Annotated in this window: 14 protein-coding genes; 4 read left to right on the plus strand and 10 right to left on the minus strand. The window is 61.6% G+C overall.

Features of this window, described 5'->3' with window-relative positions; translation table 11 throughout:
• Window position 1 precedes the first annotated feature (1 nt).
• The 3 genes from tcyL to AC0IYH_RS07930 all read right to left on the minus strand — a co-directional run bounded on the left by tcyL (window position 2) and on the right by AC0IYH_RS07930 (window position 2,702).
• Window positions 2-667 carry a cystine ABC transporter permease gene (gene tcyL, locus AC0IYH_RS07920; protein WP_003187646.1) on the minus strand — a complete coding sequence of 222 codons (666 nt, stop codon included), beginning with the start codon at window positions 665-667 and terminating at the stop codon, window positions 2-4.
• Window positions 667-1,449 (minus strand): cystine ABC transporter substrate-binding protein, encoded by a 783-nt coding sequence (gene tcyJ / locus AC0IYH_RS07925; protein WP_471833742.1) that lies wholly within the window; start codon window positions 1,447-1,449, stop codon window positions 667-669. Before tcyJ ends, tcyL begins: the two co-directional genes overlap by 1 nt.
• Window positions 1,450-1,706: 257 nt before the next feature.
• Window positions 1,707-2,702, minus strand: coding sequence for a D-cysteine desulfhydrase (locus tag AC0IYH_RS07930; protein WP_471833744.1), 996 nt, complete (start codon window positions 2,700-2,702; stop codon window positions 1,707-1,709).
• A gap of 166 nt (window positions 2,703-2,868) precedes the next feature.
• On the opposite strand from AC0IYH_RS07930, the gene epsC reads away from it, so the two are divergent.
• From epsC to mgrA, 4 genes are all read left to right on the plus strand, one after another.
• The gene (gene epsC, locus AC0IYH_RS07935; protein ID WP_122774945.1) at window positions 2,869-3,795 is read left to right on the plus strand and encodes a serine O-acetyltransferase EpsC; all 927 of its coding nucleotides are present in this window, start codon (window positions 2,869-2,871) and stop codon (window positions 3,793-3,795) included.
• Between the two features lie 341 nt (window positions 3,796-4,136).
• Window positions 4,137-6,098 carry a choline transporter BetT gene (gene betT / locus AC0IYH_RS07940; RefSeq protein ID WP_163821543.1) on the plus strand — a complete coding sequence of 654 codons (1,962 nt, stop codon included), beginning with the start codon at window positions 4,137-4,139 and terminating at the stop codon, window positions 6,096-6,098.
• Window positions 6,099-6,277: 179 nt separating this feature from the next.
• Window positions 6,278-7,606, plus strand: coding sequence for an OprD family outer membrane porin (locus AC0IYH_RS07945; protein ID WP_471833886.1), 1,329 nt, complete (start codon window positions 6,278-6,280; stop codon window positions 7,604-7,606).
• Window positions 7,607-7,714: 108 nt separating this feature from the next.
• Window positions 7,715-8,752, plus strand: a complete 1,038-nt coding sequence (gene mgrA, locus AC0IYH_RS07950) for an L-glyceraldehyde 3-phosphate reductase (RefSeq protein ID WP_010214105.1) — start codon at window positions 7,715-7,717, stop codon at window positions 8,750-8,752.
• A gap of 131 nt (window positions 8,753-8,883) precedes the next feature.
• Here the strand turns inward: mgrA and tauD are convergent, their stop codons facing one another.
• The 7 genes from tauD to AC0IYH_RS07985 all read right to left on the minus strand — a co-directional run bounded on the left by tauD (window position 8,884) and on the right by AC0IYH_RS07985 (window position 17,102).
• Complete coding sequence (gene tauD / locus AC0IYH_RS07955; RefSeq protein WP_471833746.1) at window positions 8,884-9,720, minus strand: taurine dioxygenase; 837 nt, start codon at window positions 9,718-9,720, stop codon at window positions 8,884-8,886.
• An 11-nt stretch (window positions 9,721-9,731) separates the two neighbouring features.
• Window positions 9,732-10,568, minus strand: a complete 837-nt coding sequence (gene tauC, locus AC0IYH_RS07960; RefSeq protein WP_471833748.1) for a taurine ABC transporter permease TauC — start codon at window positions 10,566-10,568, stop codon at window positions 9,732-9,734.
• Window positions 10,565-11,344, minus strand: a complete 780-nt coding sequence (tauB, locus tag AC0IYH_RS07965) for a taurine ABC transporter ATP-binding subunit (protein WP_471833750.1) — start codon at window positions 11,342-11,344, stop codon at window positions 10,565-10,567. The genes tauC and tauB overlap by 4 nt, the downstream gene beginning before the upstream one ends.
• Before the next feature lie 17 nt (window positions 11,345-11,361).
• Window positions 11,362-12,339, minus strand: coding sequence for a taurine ABC transporter substrate-binding protein (gene tauA / locus AC0IYH_RS07970; RefSeq protein ID WP_122774939.1), 978 nt, complete (start codon window positions 12,337-12,339; stop codon window positions 11,362-11,364).
• Between the two features lie 245 nt (window positions 12,340-12,584).
• Window positions 12,585-14,168, minus strand: a complete 1,584-nt coding sequence (gshA, locus tag AC0IYH_RS07975; RefSeq protein WP_471833752.1) for a glutamate--cysteine ligase — start codon at window positions 14,166-14,168, stop codon at window positions 12,585-12,587.
• A gap of 214 nt (window positions 14,169-14,382) precedes the next feature.
• The gene (locus AC0IYH_RS07980) at window positions 14,383-14,766 is read right to left on the minus strand and encodes a PaaI family thioesterase (protein ID WP_116627575.1); all 384 of its coding nucleotides are present in this window, start codon (window positions 14,764-14,766) and stop codon (window positions 14,383-14,385) included.
• Complete coding sequence (locus AC0IYH_RS07985) at window positions 14,766-17,102, minus strand: Tex family protein (RefSeq protein ID WP_116627574.1); 2,337 nt, start codon at window positions 17,100-17,102, stop codon at window positions 14,766-14,768. Before AC0IYH_RS07985 ends, AC0IYH_RS07980 begins: the two co-directional genes overlap by 1 nt.
• Window positions 17,103-17,270: the final 168 nt, after the last annotated feature.

Raw genomic sequence — 17,270 nt, forward strand, 5'->3', positions numbered from 1 at the left:
TTCAGGACTCCAGGTCATGCCGGTTGACCCGGTCTTCCAGACGATTTTGCAAATGCGCCAGGATGCTCGCCAAAATCCAGTAGATCAGGGCTGCGGACAGATACATGGTGAAGATTTCAAAGGTACGCGCCGACACCAGTTGCGCCTGGCGAAACAGCTCCGGCACCTGGATGGTGGCGGCCAGCGCCGTGTCCTTGACCAGCGAAATAAAGCTGTTGCCCAGCGGCGGCAACGCCGTGCGCATGGCCTGCGGCAGGATGGCCCGGCGCAGGGTCTGCGCGCGGGTCATGCCGATACTGGCCGCCGCTTCCCACTGGCCGCGCTCGATGGAGGCGATGGCGGCGCGCAGGATTTCACAGGCGTAGGCGGCCATGTTCAGCGAAAAGCCGATCATGGCCGCCGGGATCGGATCCAGCTCGATGCCCACTTGCGGCAAGCCGTAGTAGATCAAGAACAGCTGTACCAGCAAGGGCGTGCCGCGAAAGAACGACACGTAGACGCGGGCAGTCCAGCTCAACAACTTGAAGCGCGACAGGCGCATCAACGCCAGGCCGAAGCCCAGCAGCAAGCCGAAAAACATCCCGCCAAGGCTAAGAATCACCGTGTAGTACGCGCCCTTGAGCAGAAAGGGCGCGGAGTCCAGCGCGAGTTGGAAACCTGCTTCCATTATTGAGTGACGTCAGCGTTGAAGTACTTCTCGGACAGCTTCTTCAAGGTGCCGTCGGCGCGCAGTTTGTCGAGGGCCTTGTTCACGGCGTCGAGCAGTTCAGGCTCGCCTTTGCGCAGGGCAATCCCGGCTTCCTGGCGCGAGAAGGCGTCGCCGGCAGCAGCGGTGTCCGGGGCTTTCTTGGCGTATTCCAGGGCGGCCAGGCGGTCGATCAGGATGGCGTCGATGCGGCCGATGCGCAGGTCCTGGAACTTGGTTGGGTCATCGTTATAGGTCTTGATGATGGCTTTAGGTTGGTTGTCCTTGAGCCATTGTTCGTAGTTGGTGCCCAGGCCCACACCGACTTTCTTGCCGGCCAGGTCGTCGGCGGTCTTGATCGCGTCGACGTTCTTCTTCAGCACCAGCGCCTGGATACCGGACACGGTGTAGGGCTTGGAGAAATCGTATTTCTTTTTACGCTCTTCGGAGATGGTGACCTGATTGACCACCGCGTCCAGACGCTTGGATTCCAGGGCGGCGAGGATGCCGTCCCATGGCGTGGCTTGCAGCTTGACCTTCACGCCCAGCTCTTTGGCCAGCGCTTCGGACAGCTCAACCTCGAAGCCGCTGAGCTTGCCGCTTTCATCGACAAAGCTGAACGGAGGGTAGGTGCCTTCAAGGCCGATCTTGATCTCGCCGGCCTTTTTGATGTTGCCCAGTTGCTCGCCGGCAACGGCTTGGCCCAACAGAGCCAAGCCCAAAGTACCAACGAGTAGCGTGCGACGGAATACGGAAATAGTCATGAAGAGCCCCTGTGTTTTTTTATGTTGAGCGAAGCAGGTGACGCAGTAGTCGTATCCTGCCTTAAAGCGCGGTGCGCGTCTTCGCCTTCGGCGCGACTATAAAGCCGCTTTCTAAGACTTGAAAATAATATAAATCATGTTTGATATTCAATTTTAGAATATCAGGGGAGGTCAAATGTGGGAGGGGGCAAGTCGAATCGTCGCACCGCCCCTCCCACATTTAGATCCCCTGCTGATCCCTGGTGATCCCGGTTTATTCAGTTGAATACGCAGTCGTAGGCAAACAATGCCGGCGCCCCGCCGGTGTGCAGGAAGATGATCGGGCCGTCTTCAAAGCGCTGACGCCCAATGCCATCCAGCAAGCCAGCCATGGCCTTGCCCGTATAAACCGGGTCGAGCAACAGACCTTCCTGGCTCGCCAGAAGTTTAATCGCCGATAAGGTCCCGGCGTTCGGCTCGCCATAACGCGGGCCAAAATATTCGTCCCACAGGATCACCTTGAACGCTTCGGGAATCTCCACGCCGAGCAACTCGGCCGTGCGTTCGGCCAGGCCCTGCACCTTCGGGCGCTGGGCTTCATCGGTGCGCGAGACGGTCACGCCAATCACCGGCAGGTTCGGCAGCGCTTCACTCAACGCCAGGGCCAGGCCGCTGTGAGTACCGGCACTGCCGGAGGCCAGTACCACGGCGGCGAAGTCGAGGCCGCTGGCTTCGATCTGCGCGGCCAACTCCAGCCCGGCGCGCACGTAACCCAGGGCGCCGAGGGCATTCGAGCCGCCGATGGGCACCAGGTAGGGTTTCTTGCCGTTGCTGCGCAGGCGGTCGGCGAGGGCGTTGAGTTGGTCGTCGACATTGTCGAGGTTCTCCACCAGCTCCACCTTGGCGTCGAACAGCTCCAGCAGCAGGCGGTTGCCGTTGCCCAGGTAGTTCGGGTCTTGCGTGCCGGTCGGGTTTTCCAGCAGGGCCACACAGCCCAGGCCGAGTTTGGCCGCGAGGGCGGCGGTCTGGCGCACGTGGTTGGACTGGATGGCGCCGGCGGTCACGAGCGTGTCAGCGCCCTGGGCGATGGCATCGGCGGCCAGGTATTCGAGCTTGCGCAGCTTGTTGCCACCCATGGCCAGTGGCGTGGTGTCGTCGCGCTTGACGTAGATATCCCTGCCCAACCAGGCCGACAGCCGCTCGAGTTTTTCCAGGGCAGTGGCGCCGCCCAGCAGTTCCAGGCGGTTAAAACGGTCGAGCTGTTGTTTGATCATGGTTTCGCACGGTTGATTGAGTATGGGCCGACTATAGGCAGGCACTTTTCATCGGGCAACCGCCAATCGCTTATGTCGGATGGTTCTTAGCATCCCACCATTGGTTCTTAAGGGCGGCCAGGGTGGATACCGTAAAGTGATGGCCATTACGTCAGGAGTGAATACCGTGAGTGAGCGTTCCAGCCATTGGCAATTACAGACCATCGTCAGCCAGCTGCGCAGTGCCCGGGACCAGTGGCGCACGCGCAATGGCCGCCTGAGCGGCGAGCATGGCGGCCGTGAGTTGCCGTCGCGCGAGGCGGTGGCGCAGATTCTTGAGTCGCTGTGCGGCGCGCTGTTTCCCATGCGCCTGGGGCCGGTGGATCTGCGTGAAGAAAGTGAAGACTTCTACGTCGGCCACACCCTCGACGTCGCCTTGAATGCCCTGCTCGCCCAGGCGCGCCTGGAGCTGCGCTACGCCGCGCGCCAAGGCGGCCAGGATGACAGCGAAGTCGACGCCCACGCCATCCGCCTGATCCAGGATTTCGCCCTGGCCTTGCCGTCCCTGCGCAGCCTGCTGGACACCGACGTGCTGGCCGCCTACCACGGCGACCCGGCGGCGCGCAGTGTGGATGAAGTGCTGCTGTGCTATCCGGGGATTCTCGCGGTGATTCACCATCGCCTGGCACACCACCTGTACCGCGCGGGGTTGCCGCTGTTGGCGCGGATCAGTGCCGAGATCGCGCATTCGGCCACGGGTATCGATATCCACCCCGGCGCGCAGATCGGGCCGAGTTTCTTTATCGACCATGGGACCGGTGTGGTGATCGGCGAAACCGCGATCATCGGCGAGCGTGTGCGCATCTACCAGGCGGTGACCTTGGGTGCCAAGCGCTTCCCGGCGGATGAAGATGGGCAATTGCAGAAGGGCCACCCGCGCCACCCGATTGTCGAGGACGATGTGGTGATCTATGCCGGGGCGACGATTCTGGGGCGCATCACTATCGGTAAGGGTTCAACCATCGGCGGCAACGTGTGGCTGACCCGTAGCGTGCCGGCCGAGGCGAATATCACCCAGGCGAACTTGCAGCTTGAGGATGGCGCACAAAAATAAAGACCCTGCACAAAACCAATGTGGGAGGGGGCAAGCCCCCTCCCACATTTAGACTGCATTCCAAATTCAACCCGCAATCGCTGAACGATTTGCCTCCCCCACCCGTCATACCCATCCTTGAGCTAGTGTAGGAATCACCTACCACTCAGCCGTGCGATTAGTCCAAAACCGCCTATCCATGTTTAACTTGAATGTTCGTTCAAGTTAAACCCGGTGGTTCGCTGCCCGCTCACAACAGGAGGCTTACCTTTGCTGAGTCCGTTATTTACAGCCACATTCCCAACCCTCGGGGTGCATCGTTCATGAGTGCATCGTCCACCCCACCCAGCGGCCAAGTGCGCATGAATGCGCCGGTTTTCTACTTTGCCGCCACCGCAATCCTGCTGTTTGGCCTCACGGTCATCGCGATCCCGCAACAGGCCGGTGCCTGGCTGCTGGCCGCGCAAAACTGGGCGGCCAACACGGTCGGCTGGTACTACATGCTGGCGATGACCCTGTATCTGGTCTTCGTGGTGGTCACCGCGCTATCGGGCTACGGCAAGATAAAACTCGGTGCCGACCACGACGAGCCCGAATTCAGTTACCTGTCCTGGGCCGGCATGCTGTTCGCCGCCGGGATCAGCATCACGTTGTTCTTCTTCTGCGTGTCCGAGCCGCTGACGCACCTGGTGCAACCGCCCCAGGGGGCGCCGATGAATGCCGACGCCGCGCGCCAGGCCATGCAGATCCTGTTTCTGCACTGGGGCCTGCATGGCTGGGGCGTGTTCGCGTTTGTCGGCATGGCCCTGGCGTATTTCGCCTACCGGCATAACCTGCCGCTGGCGCTGCGTTCGGCGCTGTACCCGCTGATCGGCAAGCGGATCAACGGCCCCATCGGTTATGCGGTGGATGGCTTCGGTATTATCGCCACGGTGTTCGGCCTGGGCGCCGACATGGGTTTTGGCGTGCTGCACCTCAACTCCGGCCTCGACTACCTGTTCGGCATTGCCCACACCCAGTGGATCCAGGTGGGGTTGATCACGCTGATGATGGGTGCGGCGATCCTCGTCGCCGTGGCCGGCGTCGACAAGGGCGTGCGGGTGATGTCCGACATCAACATGCTGCTGGCCTGTGCGCTGCTGCTGTTCGTGCTGTTTGCCGGGCCTACCCAGCACTTGCTCAACACCCTGATCCAGAACATCGGCGACTACCTCGGCGCGCTGCCGACCAAGAGTTTCGATGTGTACGCCTACGACAAACCGAGCGACTGGTTGGGCGGCTGGACCGTGTTCTACTGGGCCTGGTGGATCGCATGGTCGCCGTTCGTGGGCCTGTTTATCGCGCGGATTTCCCGTGGCCGTACCATCCGTGAGTTCGTGTTCGGCGTGCTGCTGATCCCGCTGGGCTTCACCCTGGCGTGGATGTCGATCTTCGGCAACAGCGCCATCGACCAGGTGCTCAACCACGGGATGACGGCGCTCGGTCAGTCGGCCATTGATGATCCGTCGATGAGCCTCTACCTGCTGCTGGAAACCTACCCGTGGAGCAAGACGGTAATCGCCGTCACCGTGTTTATAAGCTTCGTGTTCTTCGTCACTTCGGCGGATTCGGGCACCGTGGTGCTGTCGACCTTGTCGTCCAAAGGCGGCAACGCCGATGAAGACGGGCCGAAATGGCTGCGGGTGTTCTGGGGCGCGATGACGGCACTGGTCACCAGCGCGTTGCTGTTTGCCGGCAGTATCGACTCGCTCAAGTCAGCGGTGGTGCTGACCTCGTTGCCGTTCTCGCTGATCTTGCTGTTGATGATGTGGGGACTGCACAAGGCGTTCTATCTGGAGTCGCAGAAGCAGATTGCGCAACTGCATTCGTTGGCGCCGGTGTCGGGTTCACGCAAGGGCACGGGCGGTTGGCGTCAGCGTTTGAGTCAGGCTGTGCACTTCCCGTCGCGGGATGAGGTGTACCGCTTCCTCGAGACCACGGTGCGCCCGGCGATTGAAGAAGTGACTGCGGTGTTTGTCGAAAAGGGCCTTAACGTGGTCACCCAGCCGGACCCGTCCAACGACAGCGTCAGCCTGGAAATCGGCCATGGCGAGGAGCATCCGTTTGTCTACCAGGTACAGATGCGCGGCTACTTCACGCCGTCGTTTGCCCGGGGTGGTATGGGTTCCAAGCAGCTCAACAACCGCCGCTACTACCGCGCGGAAGTGCACTTGAGCGAGGGCAGCCAGGACTACGACCTGGTCGGCTACACCAAGGAGCAGATCATCAACGACATCCTCGACCAGTACGAGCGGCACCTGCAATTCCTGCACCTGGTGCGCTGACCTGTAACTCCCCGCAAAGCCCCGTTCTACGGGGCTTTCTTAAATTTAATTTCATCCGTCAAAGCCCGGTTTTGACGCGCAACTGTCATCTGGCCACTGCGTAATTGTGTGAAGCGTTTGACGCTTTCATTTCAGAACAGTGACGGAGACAGGTACCAATGAAGACGTTATTAAGCCCCATGGTGGGTGTCGCCGTGGCGAGCTTTATGCTGTCCGCCCATGCCGATTTCATCGATGACAGCCACGCCGATGTGACCCTGCTCAATCGCTATCTCAACCAGCAGGGGCGGGATGTGGTGAACAGCAATGCCAAGGCCCATAGCATTCGTGATTGGGGCCAGGGTTTCGAGTTCAACTTCAAGTCCGGCTACACCGAGGGGCCGGTAGGTTTTGGCCTCGATCTGCAGGCGTTCTACGGCTTGAAACTCGACTCCGGTGGCGACCTCAACGACAAGGATCACCAGGGCCGCTACCCCGGCAGCATGTTCCCGCTGGACAACGGCAAATCCGCCGACCAGTTCGGTGTGCTCAGCCCGACCTTCAAGATGCGCTTTGCCAAGGACGAGTTGCGCGTGGGTACCCTCTACGGCAACAACCCGGTGCTGGCCAACACCGACGGGCGCCTTTACCAGCAGACCAATACCGGCGTGCAGCTGGTGTCCAAGGACCTCACCGACTTCACCTTCACCGGCGGCGACATCCTCAAGACCAAGATCCGCAACGAAACCGGCGACCAGGGCATGATCACCGCCGGCGGCAACAAAGAGAGCGACCGCTTCCTGTTCGGCGGCGCGGATTACACCGGCATTCGGAACACCACCGTCAGCTTGTGGTACTCCAACCTCGAGGATTACTACCAGCAGTTCTTCCTCGGCGCCAAGCGCCACGACGCCTTGTCAGTGGGTGCCATCGACACCGACCTGCGCATGTTCCGCAGCCTGGGCGTGGGCGGCAACGCCGATGGCGACAAAGACTTTGCGGCGGCGGGCCTATACGGCGACGGCGTGAACAAGGGGCGCATCAACCAGTCCACCGTGAGCCTGCTGGAAAGCTACAGCCTGGACGGTCATACCGTCGGCCTGGGCATCCAGAAAAACAGCGGCGACAGCGACTTCCCCTACCTCGACTCCGGCCTCAACAGCGGCGACAACCGCCAGGGCCCAGGCTCGGGCGCCGACACCCCGGCGCTGACCAACATGCAGTTGAATAAATTCCAGCACGCCGGCGAACGCACCTGGCTGGCGCAATACAAATATGACTTGGGCAAGCTCGGCCTCACCGGCCTGACGTTTTCCGCTGCCTACGCCCATGGCGATGACATCCGCACCGCCCAAGGCACCACCAGCGAATGGGAACGCAACGTCGCCGTGGCCTATCAAGTGCCCACCGGTACCCTCAAAGGCCTGGGCGTGACCTGGAAAAACGCCCACGCCAGCCCGGACATCAGCGGTGCCACCGTGCAAGATGAAAACCGCTTTTATGTCAGCTATGTCGTTCCACTCTGGTAGGCAATTGCTGTAAAACACAGGGGCAGACTTAAGCGATTCAGCTGGTTAAAAGGCCTGGGAATAACCTTATTCCCAGGCCTTATTGGCCTACGTCCAAGAGAGGATTCGATGACTTACATTGCTGCCGAAAACCGCTATGAATCTATCCCGTATCGCCGCGTAGGCCGCAGTGGATTGGTGCTGCCTGCACTGTCCCTGGGGCTGTGGCACAACTTTGGCGACAGCACCCCGATCGACACCCAACGCGCCCTGCTGCGCACCGCGTTCGACCTGGGGATCAACCACTTCGACCTGGCCAACAACTACGGCCCGCCCTACGGCAGCGCCGAGATCAACTTCGGCCGTTTGCTGCGCGAAGACTTCAAGCACTACCGTGACGAATTGATCATCTCCAGCAAAGCCGGTTGGGACATGTGGCCCGGCCCTTACGGCCAGGGCGGCGGTTCGCGCAAATACGTGCTGGCCAGCCTGGACCAGAGCCTGCAACGCCTGGGCGTCGACTACGTGGATATCTTCTACTCGCACCGTTTCGACGCCGACACCCCGCTGGAAGAAACCGCCAGCGCCCTCGCCACTGCCGTGCAACAGGGCAAGGCGTTGTACATCGGTATCTCGTCTTACTCGGGTGTGAAAACCCGCGAAATCGCAGCGTTGCTCAAAGAGTGGAAAGTGCCGCTGCTGATCCACCAACCGGCCTACAACCTGCTCAACCGCTGGGTGGAAAAAGACCTGCTGGACACCACCGAAGAGCTCGGCGCAGGGGTGATTGCGTTCACGCCGCTGGCCCAGGGTTTGCTCACCGACAAGTACCTCAATGGCGTGCCGGCCGATGCGCGAGTGAATCGCCCGGGTGGCGGTTCGTTGCAGGCCAAGCACTTGTCTGAAGCCAACATTGCTCACGTGCGTGCGTTGAATGAGATTGCCCAGCGTCGCGGCCAGAGCCTGGCGCAACTGGCCCTGGCGTGGACCCTGCGTGATCCGCGGGTGACCAGCGCGCTGATTGGCGCGAGCCGGCCGGAGCAGATTATTGAGAACGTGGGTGCGTTGAAGAATTTGAGTTTCAGCGCCGAGGAATTGGCCGAGATCGACCGGTTTGCGCAGGAAGGCGGAATCAACCTGTGGGAAAAACCATCCACCGCTGAATAACCTGACACCACAGGGTCAAAAAAATGTGGGAGGGGGCTTGCCCCCGATGGCAGTGGGTCAGCTACAGATAAGCTGACTGAACCACCGTCATCGGGGGCAAGCCCCCTCCCACATTTGATCTTTGCCAGGCGCTAGAACGGGACATCACCCAAGATGGTCGCCCTGTGCATCACCCGCCGTTGCGGCCGGTAGTCATCTACCGCGTAGTGCTGGGTCACGCGGTTATCCCAGAACGCCACGTCGTTCTCCTGCCAGCGCCAGCGAATGGTGAACTCAGGCCGGGTCGCGTGGGCAAACAGCAGCTTCAAAATCGCCTCGCTTTCAGCCGGTTCAAGTTCATTGATTTTGGTGGTGAAGCCGTCGCTCACAAACAGTGACTTGCGCCCACTGACCGGATGCGTACGCACCACCGGATGCGACAGCGGCGGGTTTTTCTTGCGGGTTTCTTCCCAGCGCGCCAGGTCTTCGGCGGTGTTGCCGAAGCGCTCCAGCGGGAAGGATTTGGTGAAGTCGTGTGTGGCGGTGAGGCCATCCAGCAGGCGTTTGAACGGCGCGGACAAGGCCTCATACGCGGCAATTCCGCTGGCCCACAATGTGTCGCCGCCAAACGCCGGCAGCAGCTTGGCGCTGAGCACCGCGCCGAGGGCCGGGGTGGGTAAAAAGGTCACGTCGGTGTGCCACACGGCGTTGTCGCGCACGTCGGTCACGGCGGTGTCGAGGATCAGCACTTCGGGCTGTTCCGGCACGTTCGGGTAGATCGGGTGAATATGCAGGTCGCCAAAATTCGCCGCGAAACGCGCCTGTTGCTGCGGCGTAACCGCCTGGCCTCGGAAGAACAGCACCGAGTGGGTCAGCAACGCCTGTTCGATGGCGTCGCGCTGTTCCAGACTCAACGGTTGAGTGATATCGACGCCACTGATCTGGGCGCCCAGGGCGGTGCTTAATGGGGTAACGGTCAGGCTGCTCATGCGCTTCTCACTCAATGTGCCTGGCCATGCCAGGGCACCAACTTACGCTGCAGGGCACGCAGGCCCATTTCCATGGCGAAGGCGATCAGGGCGATCACCAGAATCCCCAGCACTACCACGTCGGTGACCAGGAACTGCGCCGCCGACTGCACCATAAAGCCCAGGCCGCTGGTGGCGGCGATCAGCTCGGCAGCCACCAGGGTCGACCAACCCACACCCAGGCCGATGCGCACGCCGGTGAGGATGTCGGGCAGGGCGCTCGGCAGGATCACATGGCGAATCAACTGCGCGCGGGTGGCGCCCAGTGACTGCGCGGCGCGCAGCTTGGCCGGGTCGACGGTACGCACGCCGGTCGCCGTGGCGATGGCGATGGGCGCAAAGATCGCCAGGTAAATCAGCAACACCTTGGACAGCTCGCCGATGCCGCACCAGATCACGATCAACGGCAAGTAGGCCAGTGGCGGGATCGGCCGATAGAACTCGATCAGCGGGTCGAGAATGCCCCGCGCGATACGGTTGGAGCCGATGGCGATCCCCACCGGCACGGCGGTGAGTACGGCAAACCCCAGGCCCAGGCCGATGCGGCTGAGGCTCGCGCCCAGGTGCTGCCACAGGGTGGAATCCATATAACCGGTGGTCGCCAGCAGCCAGCCTTTTTGCAGCACGGCGGACGGCGGCGGCAGGAACAGCGGCTCGATCAAACCGGTGGCGGTCACCGCCCACCAGATCGCCAGCAGCGCGAACAGGGTCAACAGGCTGATCCAGCGCGTGCTCAGGCTGCGCCGCACCGGGACAACGGCGTGCGCCACCGGCTTGGCGGCCGTGGCGGGGAGTTCGTAGCTGCTCATGCGGACACCTGCCGTTGCGAGAACACTTTGCCCAGCACGTGTTCGCGGGTTTCGATAAAGCGTGGGTCGGACTTGATCGCCCGCGCCGATTCACCGGCGGCGTAGCGCTGGCCAAAGTCCAAATGCAGGCGTTCGACGATCTGGCCCGGGTTGGGCGCCAACAGGATCAGGTCGGTAGCGAGGAACACCGCTTCTTCAATGTCGTGGGTAATCAGGAACACCGGCTTGGCCGTGCGCCGCCACACCTGTAGGAGCAATTCCTGCATCTGTTCGCGGGTGAAGGCATCGAGGGCGCCGAAGGGTTCGTCCATCAGCAGCACGCGAGGGTCTGCCGCCAGGGCGCGGGCCAGGCCGACGCGTTGCTTCTGGCCGCCGGAAAGCTGCCAGATACGCCGGCTGTCGAAACCGGCCAGGTCGACCAGGGCGAGCATCTCCCGGGCGCGCACTTCGCGTTGCGCCTTGGGCACGCCGGCCAGCTCCAGGCCGAAGCCGACATTGGCCAGCACATCCTGCCAGGGCAGCAGGGCGTCGTCCTGGAACACCACGCCACGTTCGGCGCTGGGTCCTTTGACCGGCACACCGTCAAGGGTGATGCGCCCGGCGGAGGGTTCGACAAAGCCGGCGATCAGGTTCAACAGCGAAGTCTTGCCACTGCCGGACGGGCCGAGGGCGACCAGCAATTGCTGGGGCCCCAGGTCGAGTGAAATGTCAGACAGTACCGGTTGTGTGGCGCCTGGGTACTGTGCGCTGATGCGCTCCAGTTGTAGCAAGGCCATCGCGATGAACTCCCGAATCAGTTAGTGATGAACTTGGCGCTGACGTAAGGGGCGTAGTCCGGCAGCACGGCGTCGACCTTGCCTTGCTCCTTCAGGAATGCGGCGGTATCGGTCACGGCCTTGGTGGTCGGTGCGCCCAGCAGAGTCACCTGGTCAGCGGCCAGCGGGTAGACGTTGCCTTGCAGCAGCAAGGGGATGTCACTGGCCTTGGCGCCGGAGAGCTTCACCAGTTTGTCGACGTTGCCTTTGTCGGCGAGCCAGGCTTGTGGGTCTTTGCGGTAGGCGGCGTAGGCATCCAGGGTGACCTTGGCGAAAGCCGTGACGATTTCCGGGTGCTTCTCGGCAAAATCCTTACGCACGATCCACGCATCGAAGGTCGGCGCGCCAAACTTGGCCAATTCGCCGGAGGTAATCAGCACCTTGCCGTTTTCCTTGGCCACGCCCAGGGCTGGGTCCCATACGTAAGTGGCGTCGATATCGCCACGCTTCCACGCGGCGATGATGGCCGGCGGTGCGAGATTGAGGATGGTGACTTTCGACGGGTCGATGTTCCAGTGCTTCAGCGCGGCCAGCAGGCTGTAGTGGCCGGTGGATACGAAGGGCACGGCGACTTTCTTGCCGATCAGGTCCTGCGGGCTGTTGATCCCCGAACCATTGCGCGCCACCAGGGCTTCGGCACCGCCGATCTGGGTGGCGACGAGGAAGGTTTCCACCGGCACTTTGCGGGTGATCGCGGCGGTCAACGGGCTGGAACCGAGGTAGCCGATCTGCACGTCACCGGAAGCGATGGCGGCGATGATGTCGGCGCCATTGTCGAATTTGCGCCAGTCGATCTTGGCGTTGGTGGCTTTTTCGTACGCGCCATCGGCCTGGGCAACTTTCGCCGGGTCCACGGTGGTCTGGTAAGCAATAGTCACATCCGCCGCCTGGGCAAACAGGCTGGCACCGGCCAGGGACAATGCGGCCAGAAGGCGCAGAGGGGTAAGCAGTTTCAAGGGGAAGCTCCTCAATCAGGCGGCCGAGGGTCGGCGTGTGAGGAGACTAAATGATCTAAGAATCCGAAAATAAATAACATTTTCGAATTAGCTTATGAGGAGAAAGGTTGAAGCCAATCTTCAGTCTGATGCAGGCAAATGTGGGAGGGGGCTTGCCCCCGATTGCAGTGGATCAGTTAGCTTATCTGTAGCTGACCCACAGCTATCGGGGGCAAGCCCCCTCCCACACTGGACAGAGTAGGTCCTTAGTTACTGATGGCAAGAATGCTTGCCTGGTACGACCCGACAAACACATCAAAATCGCCCACTTCGTTCTGCTCCAGCTCCGCCTGCTGCGCCAGCGACTTACGCGCCAGCTCTTCAAAGCGTGCCTGCTCTTGCGTCGGCAGCGGCTCTTTGCGGAAATGCTCGGCATGCACCTCGCTCTGATGCAGCGAGAACTGCGCAAAACTCTCTTTGCGCTCGGCCATCGCCGCCAGCACCTGGGCCGAAGGGGTCAGGGACGAGTCCTTGATCTTGGCCAGTTGGGCGTCGAGCGCCTGGCTGTGTTCGTTGATGCCGTGGCTTTCATCGAGCAAGGCCGCCAGCGGTGCAATTTTTTCCAGCAGCTCCGTGGCCCATTCCTTCATGTCCACCGGCTCGCCGCCACGCTGCAATTGCAGGCCCGGACGGCGGCCTTCCTTGACCACGCTGAGGAAGTTCGACGTAGCGTTACCGCACTCGTTGTTGGCGAACAGCGGGCTGTCGTTCAGCGCGCAGTACAGCAGGAAGGCGTCGAGGAAACGCGACTCCGGCAGGTCGATACCCATCGGCAGGAACGGGTTGATGTCCAGGCAGCGCACTTCGATGTACTGGATGCCACGGGCCACCAGCGCCTGGATAGGCCGCTCGCCGGTGTAGGTCACGCGCTTGGGGCGGATGTTGGAGTAGTACTCGTTTTCGATCTGCAGGATGTTGGTGTTGAGCTGCACCCACTCACCGTCCTTGTGCGTGCCGACTTCTACGTATGGCGCGTAGGGCGTTGCCACCGCTTCACGCAGGCTGTCGGTGTAGCTCGGCAGGTCGTTGTAGCACGGCGTGAGGCCGGCCTGGGCGTTGCTCTGGTAACCCAGGTCGCTCATGCGCAGGCTGGTGGCGTAGGGCAGGTACAGGGTGTCGGCGTCCAGTACTTCCAGCTGGTGCGAACGGCCGCGCAGGAAACCCGCGTCCAGCGCCGGCGAGGCACCGAACAGGTACATCAGCAACCAGCTGTAGCGGCGGAAATTTCGGATCAGCGCGATATAGGCCGTGGACTGGTAGTCGCGGTCGGTGCCAACAAAGCCCTCAGTCTCCTTGAGCAACGGCCACAGCGCTTCCGGCAGGGAAAAGTTGTAGTGGATGCCGGCAATGCACTGCATGGTCTTGCCGTAACGCAGGGCCAGGCCCTTGCGATAAACGTACTTGAGCTGTCCAATATTGGACGTGCCGTAGTAGGCAATCGGAATATCTTCCTCGGCCGGCAACGGGCACGGCATCGATGGGCTCCACAGGTACTCGCTGCCGAGCTTGCTGTAGGCAAAGCGATGGATTTTGTCCAGGCTGCTCAGGGTATCGGCCGGGTTGGGCAGGGCTGGGGTGATGAACTCCAGCAACGATTCCGAGTAGTCGGTGGTGATCAATTCGTTGGTCAACGCGGCGCCCAGGGCTTCAGGGTGCGGCGTTTGCGCCAGGCGACCCTCACCGGTGACGCGTAAGCATTCACGCTCGATGCCGTGCAAGCAGTGCTCGAGCAGGGAGAGGTGTTCGCGCTTGCCGAGCAGGGCCAGGCGGCGGTTGAGAAGTTCGCTCAAGTTGGATTCCTTCACGCGTCAGTCGCCCCAATATGGGGGTGGGCAAGACGGTCTACAAGGGTGAAGTTGAAACTGGCGTTATCGCCTGGTTTTGAGTCGATTTGGCTCACACTGAAAAAGCCTACTTCACTCCATGAATTGGGCTATAGCGCAGCAAGAAAATTCCGACGCTGTTATCGCAGCGCCGAAATTAACTCAAATCGAGGGTGGGGAGCTATAGGACAGCGAAGGTGCCCTGTGCTTTTGCGACAAGTCGCTCGCCCTGGTACACGTCGGCTTCGACGACCAGGGTGCGCCGACCGGCGTGAATCACCCGGCTGGTGCACAGCACGTCACCGTCTTCCACGGCGCGGATGTAGTTGATCTTGCACTCGATGGTCGCGCTCTGCTGGTCAAACCCATGGGAGCTGGAGCAGGCCAGCCCCATGGTAATGTCCACCAGGCTGAAAATCGCCCCGCCATGGAGCTTGCCCGCGCGGTTGCGCAGGTGCGGCTCCAGGGTCAGGGCCACCTCGGCAACGCCCTCATCCAGGCGTTGCAGGCGGCAGCCGATCAGTTCGCTGAATGCGCTCTGGGTCAAGCCGGCTGGGATCTCCATCAGCGTTTCTTCAACTGCTTGGCGTTGGCGAACAGCGAGGCCATGGCGTTGTTGCCTGGCGCTGCGGTGGCGGTTTCCTTGCGCGGCTGGCTGTTTTCAGAACGGTTCTGCGACTGGCGCGGCGCCGAGCCCGGGCGTGCGCCACGGGCACCGTCGATTTTCTCGCCGGGGGTATCGCTCATGCGCATCGACAGGCCAACGCGTTTGCGCGGGATATCGACTTCCATGACCTTGACCTTGACCACATCACCGGCTTTCACCGCTTCACGCGGATCCTTGATGAACTTCTCCGAAAGCGCAGAGATATGCACCAAACCGTCCTGATGCACGCCAATGTCCACAAAAGCGCCGAAGTTGGTCACGTTGGTGACCACGCCTTCAAGGATCATCCCCAGCTCCAGATCCTTGAGATCTTCGACGCCGTCCTGGAACTCGGCGGTCTTGAACTCGGGACGCGGGTCACGGCCAGGTTTTTCCAGCTCTTGCAGGATGTCGGTGATGGTCGGCACGCCGAAGGTTTCGTCGGTGTACTTTTTCGGGTCCAGGCGCTTGAGGAACGCGGCGTCGCCGATCAGTGAGCGGATGTCGCGGTCGGTCTCGGCGGCAATGCGCTGCACCAGCGGGTAGGCTTCCGGGTGAACGGCGGACGAATCCAGCGGGTTGTCGCCATTCATCACACGTAGGAAGCCGGCGGCTTGTTCGAAGGTTTTTTCGCCCAAACGTGCGACTTTTTTCAGTGCTGCACGTGTTTTGAACGCGCCGTTTTCGTCACGGTGAGTGACGATATTCTGCGCCAGGGTGGTGTTCAGGCCGGAGATACGCGCCAGCAGCGCAACGGAGGCGGTGTTCACATCCACGCCGACCTTGTTCACGCAGTCTTCCACCACCGCGTCCAGGCCGCGCGCGAGTTTCAGCTGCGACACGTCGTGCTGGTACTGGCCGACGCCGATGGATTTAGGATCGATCTTCACCAGCTCGGCCAGCGGGTCCTGCAGGCGACGGGCGATGGACACCGCGCCACGGATCGACACGTCGAGGTCCGGGAATTCCTTGGAAGCCAGTTCCGACGCCGAGTACACCGAAGCGCCGGCCTCGGAGACCATGACCTTGGTCATCTTCATGGCTGGGTATTTTTTAATCAGCTCGGCGGCCAGCTTGTCGGTTTCACGGCTGGCGGTGCCGTTGCCGATGGCAATCAGGTCCACGGCGTGCTTGGCGCACAGCGCGGCCAGGATCGCCAGGGTCTGATCCCACTTGTTGTGCGGCACGTGCGGGTACACCGTGGCGTGGTCGAGCAGCTTGCCGGTGGAGTCGACCACGGCAACCTTGCAGCCGGTACGCAGGCCCGGGTCGAGGCCCAGGGTGGCGCGCGGGCCGGCCGGGGCGGCCAGCAGCAGGTCGTGCAGGTTGTGGGCGAACACGTTGATCGCCTCGGTTTCGGCGCCGTCGCGCAGTTCGCCGAGCAGGTCGGTTTCCAGGTGGGTGTAGAGCTTGACCTTCCAGGTCCAGCGCACGACCTCACCGAGCCACTTGTCCGCAGGACGATTCTGATTCTGGATGCCGAATTGTTGACCGATCATGCCTTCGCACGGGTGCATGGTGCCCGGCAGCTCGTCGCCGACTTTGAGTGCGGAGCTGAGAATACCTTCGTTGCGCCCGCGGAAAATCGCGAGTGCACGGTGGGACGGCATGCTTTTCAGCGGCTCGTCGTGCTCGAAGTAATCGCGGAACTTGGCGCCTTCTTCCTCCTTGCCGGCGATAACGCGGGCGCTGAGGATGGCTTCCTGCTTGAGGTAGGTGCGCAGTTTTTCCAGCAGGCCGGCGTTTTCGGCGAAGCGTTCCATGAGGATGTACTTGGCGCCTTCGAGGGCAGCCTTGACGTCGGCGACGCCTTTTTCGGCGTCGATGAAGCGCGCGGCTTCGGCGTCCGGGGTCAGCGACGGGTCGTTGAACAGGCCGTCGGCCAGCTCGCCCAGGCCCGCTTCCAGGGCGATCTGGCCCTTGGTGCGGCGCTTTTGCTTGTAGGGCAGGTAAAGGTCTTCGAGGCGGGTCTTGGTGTCGGCGAGCTTGATGTCGCGCTCGAGTTGCGGGGTCAACTTGCCCTGTTCCTCGATGCTGGCGAGGATGCTGATGCGCCGTTCGTCGAGTTCTCGCAGGTAGCGCAGGCGCTCTTCCAGGTGACGCAATTGGGTGTCGTCGAGGCTGCCGGTCACTTCTTTACGGTAACGGGCGATGAAAGGCACCGTGGAGCCTTCATCCAGTAGCGCGACGGCCGCTTCGACCTGTTGTGGGCGTACACCGAGTTCCTCGGCGATGCGGCTGTTGATGCTGTCCATAAAACCACCTGAAATTCTGAAAATCAGCTCGCAGGCCCGGAAAACAAGGCCCGGCAAGGCTGGTTGAGCGGCCCGACTGGCGCCGCTGCCTGGGTCAAGAGGCAGCCTATTGACCCTCGAAATCGAAAAAATCACGACAAGCGGGTAAAAAAAGCCCGGCAGTAAACG

This window comes from Pseudomonas sp. AC463 (genome assembly GCF_979253585.1).